Raw genomic sequence first — 10,424 nt, 5'->3', positions numbered from 1 at the left:
CGGTGCGGTGCTGCTGGGGCTGGTCTACACCTACGCGCCCTTCGTGGTGCTGCCGATCTACGCCACCCTGGAGAAAATGGACATCCGCCTGCTGGAAGCGGCCCAGGACCTCTACGCCGGACGCATTCGGACCCTGCGCAAGGTGGTGCTGCCCATTGCCAAGCCGGGAATTTTCGCCGGGGCGATCCTGACTTTCGTGCCCTGCCTGGGGGCGATGATCGCCCCGGAACTGCTGGGGGGCGGCACCCGGATGATGCTTGGCAACCTGATCTTCCGGCAGTTCAGCGATGCCCGTAACTGGCCCTTCGGCGCCGCCCTGTCGCTGGTGCTGATGGCCGCGGTGATGCTGGTACTGACCGTCTACGCCCTGCGCGCCCAGCGCCAGAAAACCCTTCAGGAGGGTGCATGATGATCCGCCTGTTCAAGCGCAACGGCCTTGGCGTGCAGGACTTTCCCGGCTTCGGCGGTTTCAGCTTCCTGTTCTACCTGTACCTCTACGCGCCGATCCTGGTGCTGGTGGTGTTCTCCTTCAACGCCAACCAGTCGGCCACGGTGTGGAGCGGCTTCAGCCTCGACTGGTACCGCGCGGCGTTCGCCAACCAGGCCCTGCGCCAGGCGGCGGGCAACAGCCTGCTGATCGCCGTGTGCGCCAGCATGGCGGCCACCGCCATCGCCACCCTGGCGGCCCTGGGCACCTCACGCGGGGCGAAGTTCAAGGGCCTGCAACTGTCCATGGGCGCCATCATGCTGCCCCTGGTGCTGCCGGAAATCGTCGTCGGCGTGGCCACCCTGGCGCTGTTCTCCACCCTGGGGCTGTCCCTGGGCTACGGCAACCTGATCATCGCCCACACGGTGTTCTGCATCCCCTTCGCCTATTTGCCGATCCGAGCCCGCCTCAACGACATGGACCTGTCCCTGGAACACGCCGCGGCGGACCTGTACGCCGGCCCCTGGCGCACCTTCCGCAAGGTGACCCTGCCGCTGCTGATGCCGGGGATCGTCTCCGGGCTGATGCTGGCCTTCATTGTCTCCCTGGATAACTTCGTGATCTCGATGATGGTGTCCCAGGCCGGCACCACCACCCTGCCGATCTTCATCTTCGGCCTGTTGCGCATGGGCGTGACACCCGACGTCAACGCCGTGTCGACGCTGATCCTCGGCGTCTCGGTGCTGTTCGTCAGCCTCTCTTACCTGTTGAGCAAGAAACACGCTTGAACCTTCCACTGACCTTGGGGAAATGACATGAGCAAGTTGATCGCAAGCCTGGGTACCTCGTTGTTGCTGAGCCTGCCACTGGCGGTGCAGGCCGCCGAGAAACTCAACGTCGTGAGCTGGAGCGGCTACTTTTCGCCGGAAATTCTCGCCAAGTTCCAGAAGCAGACCGGTATCGAGGTCACGGTGGACTCCTACGATTCCAACGAAACCCTGCTGGCCAAGCTGAAACAGGGCGGCACCGGTTATGACGTGGCGATCCCCTCCCACCAGTTCATCCCGATCCTGATCAAGGAGCAGTTGCTGGAGCGCTTCGACCCGGCCAAGCAGCCCTATTACGCCAGCGTGGTCGACAACCTGAAGAACCCGACCTGGGACCCGGAAGGCGCCTACTCGGTGCCCTTCATCTGGGGCACCACCAGCGTGGTGCTCAACGGCGAACGCTACAAAGGCCCGAGCGACAGTTACAAGGTGCTCTACGAGCCGCCAGCGGAGCTGCAGGGGCGGATCAACATGTTCGACTCGGTGAGCGAAGTGATCGACATGGCCAGCCTGTACCTGAACATTCCGCTGTGCAGCGAAGACCCCAAGCAGATGCAGCAGATCCTTGGCCTGCTCAAGGCGCAGAAGCCCTTCGTCAAGACCTACAGCTCCAAGGCCGGGGCGATCCGCGAGAACCTGGCGGCCGGGGAAATCGACATGTCGATGTTCTGGGGCGGATCGTCCATGCGTGCCCGGGAGATGAAGCCCGGCCTGAAGTACCTCTATCCGAAAGAAGGCGTGCTGGCCTGGGTGGACAACATGGTCATCCCCAAGGGCAGCAAGAACCCGGCAAACGCCAAGGCCTTCATCGCCTTCCTCAGCCAGCCTGAGAACGCCGCCATGACCCAGAACTTCCTCAAGCACCAGAGCCCGATCAAGGGCGTCGAACCCTTCCTCGACGCCGGCCTGAAGGACGCCCCCGAGCTGCACATTCCCGAGGGCACCAAGGTGGTCTTCAGCCAGACCTGCGGCGAAGGCGCAATCCGCCTTGCCGACCGCCTGTGGACCAACCTGATGCGCTGAGCTGCGTTGACTTGCCGCCCCGGTCTGGATGCCGGGGCGTTTCCAAAGCCGTTTGAAAGGCCCTCCTGCCATGATCGCCAAGCCCCCCAGCGAACTGGTCCTGCTCCAGGCCCATGAACTCGCCGAACGTATCCGCCTGCGTCAGGTTTCCTGCCGGGAAGTGATGCAGACCTACCTTGCCCACATCGAGCACTACAACCCCCTGGTCAATGCCCTGGTCAGCCTGCAACCGGCCGAAGCCCTGCTGGCCGAGGCCGACCGGCGCGACGCCGAACTGGCCCGTGGCGAATATCGCGGCTGGATGCACGGCCTGCCCCACGCGATCAAGGACCTGTCCCTGACCCACGGCATCCGCACCACCCTGGGTTCGCCGCTGTACCGGGATTTCATCCCCGAGCGCGACGGCATCATGGTTGAACGGATCAAGGCCGCCGGGGCGATCCTGATCGGCAAGAGCAACACCCCGGAATTCGGCCTCGGCTCCCAGACCTACAACCCGCTGTTCGGCGCCACCGGCTGTGCCTATGACCCGAGCAAGACCGCCGGCGGCAGCAGTGGTGGCGCCGCCGCGGCCCTGGCCCTGCACCTGGTGCCGGTGGCCGACGGCAGCGACATGATGGGTTCGCTGCGCAACCCGGCGGCCTTCAACAACATCTTCGGTTTTCGCCCGTCCCAGGGCCGGGTGCCGTTCGACGACAGCAGCGACCTGTTCATCGACCAGCTCGGCTACGAAGGCCCCATGGCCCGCAGCGTGCGCGACGCGGCCCTGCTGCTGTCAGTACAGGCCGGCGGCGATGCACGGGCGCCACTGTCCATCGCCGAATCCGGCCAGGGCTTCGCCGCCCCGCTGGAACGTGACTTCAAGGGCACGCGCCTGGGTTGGCTGGGGGACTTCAACGGTTACCTGCCAATGGAAAAGGGCCTGCTGGAGCTCTGCGAAAAGGCCTTGGGCGATTTCCGCAGCCTGGGCTGCAGCGTAGAACCGGCCAGCCCCGACTTCGCCCCCGAACGCCTGTGGAGCAGTTGGCGCACCCTGCGCCACTGGATGGTCGCCGGGTCCCTGGGCAGCACCTATGCCGATCCACAGAAACGCACACAGCTCAAGGACGAGGCCATCTGGGAAGTGGAGAACGGCCTCAAGCTCTCCGCCAGTCAGGTATTCGAAGCCTCAGTGATTCGTAGCGACTGGTACCGCGCCATCTCCCGGCTGTTCGAACGCTTCGATTACCTGCTGCTGCCCAGCGCCCAGGTCTTCCCTTTCGACAAGAACAGCCCCTGGCCGCGCAGCATCGAAGGCGTGGCCATGGACACCTACCACCGCTGGATGGAGGTGGTGATTCCCGGCACCTTGTCCGGCTGCCCGGTGGCCAGCGTGCAGGCCGGCTTCAATGCCAACGGCCTGCCCATGGGCTTGCAGATCATCGGCAAGCACCAGGCCGACTTCGCCGTCCTGCAATTGGCCCACGCCTACGAACAGGCCAGCCGCTGGTTCCAGCGCTGCCCGTCGCCGCTGATTTTCGGGGGGAAGGGATAAACGGTTGATAGCGTAGATAATTTTTTTATAAAAACGCTTGACGCATTGTCGTTCCGAGCGAATAATGCGCGCCACTTGGCTACATAGCTCAGTTGGTTAGAGCATAGCATTCATAATGCTGGGGTCCGGGGTTCAAGTCCCTGTGTAGCCACCAAGTACTAAAAACGGCTTACCGCAAGGTAGGCCGTTTTTTTATGCCCGCGAAAAAGTACCGGGGATTACGCCGCATTGATCCACAAACGCGACACCCGCATTGAGCACCGCCACTGGCTGGGATAGAACACTCCGGCAGTGTTTGTGAGAGCTGCGCAATCCTCACTTCAAGGGCTCGAAAATGAAAACAAAAATCACCCGAACCGCGGTCGCTCCCTGGCTGTTCTCGCTCCTGGCAATCACCTGTACCTCGACCTTCGCCGAGCAGGCTCCTACCCCGCCCTCCAACCTGCTGACCGCCGCCGTGGCCTGGAAGCAGACCGCCGCAGAGTTCGAGGCGCTGTACTACCAGGGCTTCAACATCGCCCGTCTGCAACTGGACCGCGCCCTGCAGGAACACAAGGCCGGCGAGCGGCCACTGGCGATCATCAGCGACGTTGACGACACCGTGCTCAGCAGCAACAGCTACTGGGGCTACATGATCAATTCGGGCAAGGAGTTCTTCGACGACGAGGCCTGGGACAAATGGGTCGCGGACAATGGCCCGGTGGCCACCCCGGGCGCCGTGGAGTTCCTCAAGTACGCCCAGTCCAAGGGCGTCGAAGTCTTTTACGTCACCAGCCGCGACCAGGGCGAAAAGACCTACGAATACGCCCTGGCCAACCTGCGCAAGAACCAGCTGCCCTATGCCGATGAGCAGCACCTGACGGTGTACCGCGACAGCTCCAACAAGGAGCCGCGGCAGCAGGAGATCGCCAAGGACCACAACGTGGTGCTGATGCTGGGCGACAACCTCAACGACTTCAAACGCAAGTACTACGTGGCCGACGTCAAGCAGCGCAGCAGCCTGATGACCGAGGACAAGGAGCAGTTCGGCCGCAAGTTCATCCTCTTCCCCAACCCCACCGATGGCCATTGGCTGAAGGCGATCTTCGGCGACTCCGAACCGCCGGCGACTCCGGAAAATCGGGCCAAGTTCAAGGCCGCGGCCAGCTCGACGGCCTGGCAGATGAAGCCCTGACAGGGCGCCGCAACATCAGCGCAACGCTGGCCCGCCATGGCCAGTGTTGCGCCAAGCCCCCAGGGATGTCATAAACGCCAGCCCCTGCATTCAGGCAGGAACAAGGAGTCGTTTTCTCATGTGGGCAAGGAAGCTGCTGTTGCTGATCTCGTGCGGGGTACTTGGGGCCTGCAGCACTCCCGAGCCGATCCAGTACCTGCCCGGCCGGGTCATCTACCGCATCGACTCATCACGCTTTTTCGAGATCGACCGGACCACCTTCAAGCTCTGCAACGGTTCCTCGCCGGTCATCGCCAGCAGTGGCGACATGGTGCACTACACCGACACCCGGCTCGGCATCCACACCCCGGTTGCACCCTTTGGCTCATTCAACGGCATCACCGTGCATGGCCGTGGTTCGCACTTGATGATCGATGCTGCCAACTCCAACTACCTGGTGATTCCGATTGCCCAAGGACCGGGCTTCAGCAAGGGCGGGGCCGGCTTGCCGCGCCTGTACTTTTCCCAGGATGCCGGGCGTACCTGGCTGCGCATCACCGCGCCCAGGTACCTGGAAAGCCCTGAGCGAACCTGGCTGACCGGCTCCGTCCTTTCGATCGAAGGGCCCCTCCTGCACGGCGCCGCGCAGATCGACCTGTCCTTGAACTACGAGACGCTCAAGGACCACTCGCCCTACTCGATGCTGTCTTACCCACAACGCTGGCAACGCACCGATAGCACTCGTACACCTGGCTACTTCGAACCCGCTCGCCAAGCCCCCATCGATGACCGGTTCAATTGCGCAACGGGGGCCAAACAGGGCTGACCCAGCACGTAGGGCTTGAAAAACCGCAGCAGGCTGCGGTTTTTTTCGCTCAGTTGAACGGCTGCGGACGCGGTGTCTGCGCCGAGGACGGCGGCAGGATCGGCAGCTTGAAGTCCGGCTGGTCACCGGTCAGGGTTTCAAGGAAGGCCACGATCTGGCTGACCTCCTCGGTACCCAGCTTGCGTCCCAGTTGCAGACGGGCCATCACGTCCACCGCCTCTTCCAGCTTCCAGTAGGCGCCGTCGTGGAAGTAAGGATAGGTCAGCGCCACGTTGCGCAGGGTCGGCACCTTGAACAGCATGCGGTCGGCATCCTTGCCGGTCAGCCCGGCCACGCCCTGGGCCGGGTTCTGGGTGACATAGGGCTCGATCATGCCCATCTTCTGGAATGAGCCACCGCCCACCGCCTCGCCGTTGTGGCAAGCCACGCAGCCGATGGACTTGAACAGTTGGTAGCCCTTGAGCGCGGTGGGGCTGATGGCCGCCTTGTCGCCCTTGAGCCAGCGGTCGAACGGCGCATTGGGGGTAACCAGGGTTTCTTCGAACGCAGCGATGGCGTTGGTCACGTCGTCAAACTTGATGCCGTCGTCGCCGTAGACCTGCTTGAAGGAGGCCCGGTACTGGGGAATGGAACGCAGCACGTCCACCGCCAGGTCATGGGTGAAGCCCATCTCCCCCGGGTTGGCGATGGGGCCACCGGCCTGTTCCTGAAGCGTGGCCGCGCGGCCGTCCCAGAACTGCGCGACGCTCATGCCGGAGTTGAGCACCGTGGGCGAGTTGATCGGCCCCTGGTGCCAGTTGTGGCCAATGGAGGTGGGCAGGTTGTCGCTGCCGCCCATGCTCAGGTTGTGGCAGGAGTTGCAGGATATGAAACCGGACTTGGACAGGCGCGGGTCGAAGAACAACTGCTTGCCCAGCTCCACCTTGGCCACATCGGTGATCTTCACCGGCTGTACCGGCTGGATCGGTTCGCTTGGCGTTTCCCCCCTGACCTCACCCCCCAACAGCAATCCGAAAACAAGTAACCACTTACAACGGTGCATGACGTCCCCTCATCAGGCTTATAGTTTGTTTCACCCTGTACCCAACGCCCCCCTCCCGCCCTGACTCAGATCAATCGACGGCCGGGTGAAAGACTGCCTGCGACCCTGTGTACAGGGGAGATGGCCCACTCCAGCCTCGTGCCCAGGGCTACATCCGGGTCCAACTGCCGGCGCCACTGCTGTACATTCCCCCGCACGGACGACCCCTCATTTCCCTGTGAACGGAGCTCAACGCGTGTTCTCGAACTTCCCTCCCCGTCACCGCCAACTGCTCGGCCTCAGCCTGCTGGCTGCCGCCCTCAGCCTTGGCGCCTGCCACAACCCGCCTTCTTCCAACGCTCTGCCTGCCGCCCCGGAAATCGCCTCGGGCTACCGCACCGACATGCAGACTCGCCATGCCGACAAGCACATGGCCGCCGCTGCCAACCCGCTGGCCGCCGAGGCCGGGCGCGAAATGCTGCGCAAGGGCGGCTCGGCCATCGACGCGGCGATTGCCATGCAAGCGGTGCTGACCCTGGTAGAACCGCAGTCCTCGGGGATTGGCGGCGGCGCGATGATCGTGCTCTGGGACGGCAAGGCCGTGCGCACTTATGACGGTCGGGAAACCGCGCCGGCCGGCGCCACCGAGAAGCTCTTCCTGCAGGCGGACGGCAAGCCCATGGCCTTCCCCCAGGCGCAGATCGGTGGACGCTCGGTGGGCACCCCGGGCGTGCTGCGGGCCCTGGAAATGGCCCATCAGAAACACGGGCGCCTGCCCTGGGCGCAATTGTTCGAACCGGCGATCCGCCTGGCCGAGCAAGGCTTCGCCATCTCGCCACGGTTGCACACCATGATCAGCGCCGATCCTTTCCTGGCGCGCTCGCCGGACATGGCCGCGTACTTCCTGAATGCCGACGGCACGCCGAAAGCCGTGGGCACCTTGCTGAAAAACCCACCACTGGCCGCGGTGCTCAAACGCATCGCCGAGGAAGGCCCGGACGCTCTGTACAAGGGCCCGGTGGCGGCAGAAATCGTCGCCAAGGTCCAGGGCCACGCCAACCCCGGCAGCCTGTCGCTCAACGACCTGCAAGGCTACCGCGCCAAGGAACGCGCACCGCTGTGCAGCGACTACAAGCGCTGGCAGGTGTGCGGCATGCCGCCGCCCTCTTCCGGCGGCGTGGCGGTGGCGCAGATCCTCGGCACCCTGCAGGCCCTGGAACAGCGCGACCCGCGCTACACCCTGGCCAACCTCAAGCCGCAGAAAACCAGCCTGCCCGCCGGCCTGGAGCCCGCACCACAAGCGGTGCACCTGATTGCCGAAGCCGAGCGCCTGACCTATGCCGACCGTGGCCTGTACGTGGCCGACAGCGACTTTGTGCCTGTGCCGGTGGCCGGCCTGATCGCCCCGGACTACCTGGCCAAGCGTGCCGCACTGATTGGCGAGCGCAGCATGGGCAAGGCCGAACCGGGCAAGCCCCAGGGCATCCAGGTGGCCTATGCACCAGACCGTTCGCCAATGCGCATCTCCACCTCGCAAGTGGTGGCGGTGGATGACCTGGGCGGCGCCGTATCGATGACCACCACGGTGGAAGCGGCCTTCGGCTCGCACCTGATGGTCCAGGGCTTCATGCTCAACAACCAGATGACCGACTTCTCGTTCATTCCCGAGGAAAACGGCCAGCCGGTGGCCAACCGCGTCCAACCGGGCAAGCGCCCGCGCTCGTCCATGGCGCCAACCCTGGTCTTCGACCGTGCCAGCGGCGAACTGCTGGCCAGCGTCGGCTCCCCCGGCGGCTCGCAGATCATCGAGTACGTGGCCAAGTCGGTGGTCGGCATGCTCGACTGGAACCTCGACCCGCAAGCCGCCGTCGGCCTGCCCAACTTCGGCAGCCGCAACGGGCCGACCGAACTGGAGACCGGCCAGTTCAGCCCAGCGTTGAAACAGGCGCTGCAGGCCCAGGGCCACGAAGTGAACGAGATCGACATGACCAGCGGTACCCAGGCCATCGTTCGCGTGCGTGATGCACAGGGCAAGGCGTCCTGGGCCGGCGGCGCCGACCCGCGGCGCGAAGGGGAAGCGCTGGGGGATTGAGAGTAATCGGATGAACCCGAGGGCTGGCCGTGAGGCTGGCCCTTTTTTGTGGGCGGTGAACGAGGGCTCTGTATGCAAGATTTTGCGGCGGTCTGTGTCTGATCCGGCCTTTGGATCTGCCCTAGCATCGTCCCTGTCCACCGAGGAACCGACGATGAACACGATTGCAGCCGACCTTGATATCCCGGGCCTGAGCCCACGCCGCCTGACGCCCCAGGACCTTGAGCTGATCTGCCGCCATCGCCAGGCGATGTTTCTCGATGCGGGTAAGGATCTCTCCACCTTGCAGGTGATGACCGAGCACTTTCGCCCCTGGTTGCGTGAACGCCTGGAGGACGGCCGCTACTACGGCTTCGCCCTGATGGACGCCGAGCAGAGCGTGGCCAGCATCGGCCTGATGAGCATCGACTGGCCGCCCCACCCTTCCCATCCGACCCAGGATCAACGCGGCTACGTGCTCAACGTCTACGTCGAACCGGCCTACCGGCGGCGCGGCCTGGCTTCGGCGCTGATGAAACTGGCAGAGGCCGAGTTCAGCCAGCGCGGGCTGGGCTTTGCCGTGCTGCATGCGACCGAGGCCGGCAAGCCGCTGTATCAGGGGCTGGGTTGGGCGGCGACCAGTGAGATGGCGAAGGTGTTGGAAGCTTGAGTTAGCTGCTCTGGATCATAGAGCAGCACCGAGCAGAGTTGCCCGGGTTTCAGGTCATGCAAAAGGTGACATCGGGGGCATGGATCACACACAAGAAAACGAATGGGCTGACTGGAAATCAGGACTCCGCTCATTGGAGTTGCAACTCCACGTTCTTAATCTTTCAGGAGTCATCTCCTAGCACCCAACATTGCCTCAAGGTACGTCAAAGACGTAAAACCCTCCCGCATGCTGGCGATCATAGAATCTCCGCTGCTTTCCAGACTCTGGCCCGATTACTGGTCCGAAGAGGAGCGTGGAGCGTTCATGACGTTTCTTGCCAACGACCCAGAGTCCGGCGCTGCCATTCCGGGCTCTGGCGGTTGCAGGAAAATCAGATGGAGCGTTGATGGACGTGGAAAAAGTGGCTCGGTGCGGGTCATCTATACCACCCAGCTCGCATGCGGAGCCCTGGTTGCGCTGGTGATCTATGGCAAAGGCGCTATCGAAAACATTCCAGCACCTGTTCTACGCAGAATTGCGAAGGAGATGAATCATGCCCCTTACTGAAAAAGAACTACTGGAACGCGATGCCAAGCGCGATATCGGCCAGGAGCTTCTGGACGCGATCATCGATGTCAAAGCCGGCCGGCAAGGCCATACCCACAGCATTCCGATCACCAAGGCTGCCGAAGCCCGCGGTAAAACCGGGTTGTCGCAACCCAAATTTGCCCAACTGCTTGGCGTCTCGGTGAGAACCCTTCAGGAGTGGGAGCAAGGTCGGCGCTCGCCTTCCGGAGCGGCCCGTTCATTGCTGCATATCGCAATGCTCAGGCCCGATGTATTTCGTGAGGTGCTGGCACAACCTCTGTAGCCGCTGCCGCAGGCTGCGA

11 protein-coding genes and 1 tRNA gene are annotated in these 10,424 nt (G+C 63.5%); 11 read left to right on the top strand and 1 reads right to left on the bottom strand.

Features of this window, described 5'->3' with window-relative positions; all coding sequences use genetic code 11:
* The 7 genes from F6S12_RS27235 to F6S12_RS27205 all read left to right on the top strand — a co-directional run.
* Window positions 1-409 (top strand): ABC transporter permease (locus F6S12_RS27235; RefSeq protein WP_315869526.1); only part of this gene is annotated, 409 nt, incomplete at its 5' end.
* Window positions 406-1,215 (top strand): ABC transporter permease, encoded by an 810-nt coding sequence (locus tag F6S12_RS27230; protein WP_015636986.1) that lies wholly within the window; start codon window positions 406-408, stop codon window positions 1,213-1,215. The genes F6S12_RS27235 and F6S12_RS27230, both read left to right, overlap by 4 nt.
* 27 nt (window positions 1,216-1,242) lie before the next feature.
* Window positions 1,243-2,277, top strand: a complete 1,035-nt coding sequence (locus F6S12_RS27225) for an extracellular solute-binding protein (RefSeq protein WP_011063422.1) — start codon at window positions 1,243-1,245, stop codon at window positions 2,275-2,277.
* A 70-nt stretch (window positions 2,278-2,347) separates the two neighbouring features.
* Window positions 2,348-3,811, top strand: coding sequence for an amidase (locus F6S12_RS27220; protein ID WP_210671091.1), 1,464 nt, complete (start codon window positions 2,348-2,350; stop codon window positions 3,809-3,811).
* A gap of 77 nt (window positions 3,812-3,888) precedes the next feature.
* Window positions 3,889-3,965, top strand: a tRNA-Met gene (locus F6S12_RS27215).
* A 180-nt stretch (window positions 3,966-4,145) separates the two neighbouring features.
* On the top strand, window positions 4,146-4,985 hold the full coding sequence (locus tag F6S12_RS27210) for a 5'-nucleotidase, lipoprotein e(P4) family (RefSeq protein ID WP_212805676.1): 840 nt from the start codon (window positions 4,146-4,148) through the stop codon (window positions 4,983-4,985).
* Window positions 4,986-5,103: 118 nt separating this feature from the next.
* Window positions 5,104-5,790: a hypothetical protein gene (locus F6S12_RS27205; protein ID WP_103407751.1), complete on the top strand. Its 687-nt coding sequence runs from the start codon at window positions 5,104-5,106 to the stop codon at window positions 5,788-5,790.
* A 49-nt stretch (window positions 5,791-5,839) separates the two neighbouring features.
* Here the strand turns inward: F6S12_RS27205 and F6S12_RS27200 are convergent, their stop codons facing one another.
* Window positions 5,840-6,832 carry a cytochrome-c peroxidase gene (locus tag F6S12_RS27200; protein WP_125063673.1) on the bottom strand — a complete coding sequence of 331 codons (993 nt, stop codon included), beginning with the start codon at window positions 6,830-6,832 and terminating at the stop codon, window positions 5,840-5,842.
* Window positions 6,833-7,067: 235 nt separating this feature from the next.
* On the opposite strand from F6S12_RS27200, the gene ggt reads away from it, so the two are divergent.
* The 4 genes from ggt to F6S12_RS27180 all read left to right on the top strand — a co-directional run bounded on the left by ggt (window position 7,068) and on the right by F6S12_RS27180 (window position 10,405).
* Window positions 7,068-8,903, top strand: a complete 1,836-nt coding sequence (gene ggt, locus F6S12_RS27195) for a gamma-glutamyltransferase (protein WP_315869525.1) — start codon at window positions 7,068-7,070, stop codon at window positions 8,901-8,903.
* A 154-nt stretch (window positions 8,904-9,057) separates the two neighbouring features.
* Window positions 9,058-9,552 (top strand): GNAT family N-acetyltransferase, encoded by a 495-nt coding sequence (locus tag F6S12_RS27190; RefSeq protein ID WP_315869524.1) that lies wholly within the window; start codon window positions 9,058-9,060, stop codon window positions 9,550-9,552.
* A 306-nt stretch (window positions 9,553-9,858) separates the two neighbouring features.
* Window positions 9,859-10,101, top strand: a complete 243-nt coding sequence (locus F6S12_RS27185) for a hypothetical protein (RefSeq protein WP_246883211.1) — start codon at window positions 9,859-9,861, stop codon at window positions 10,099-10,101.
* Window positions 10,088-10,405, top strand: a complete 318-nt coding sequence (locus F6S12_RS27180; RefSeq protein WP_210671101.1) for a helix-turn-helix domain-containing protein — start codon at window positions 10,088-10,090, stop codon at window positions 10,403-10,405. Before F6S12_RS27185 ends, F6S12_RS27180 begins: the two co-directional genes overlap by 14 nt.
* Window positions 10,406-10,424: the final 19 nt, after the last annotated feature.

This window comes from Pseudomonas sp. JV245A (assembly GCF_032424515.1).
Classification (GTDB): domain Bacteria; phylum Pseudomonadota; class Gammaproteobacteria; order Pseudomonadales; family Pseudomonadaceae; genus Aquipseudomonas; species Aquipseudomonas protegens.
The sequence above is the reverse complement of the archived record's forward strand: the minus strand, read 5'-3'. Positions and strand labels throughout refer to the sequence as shown.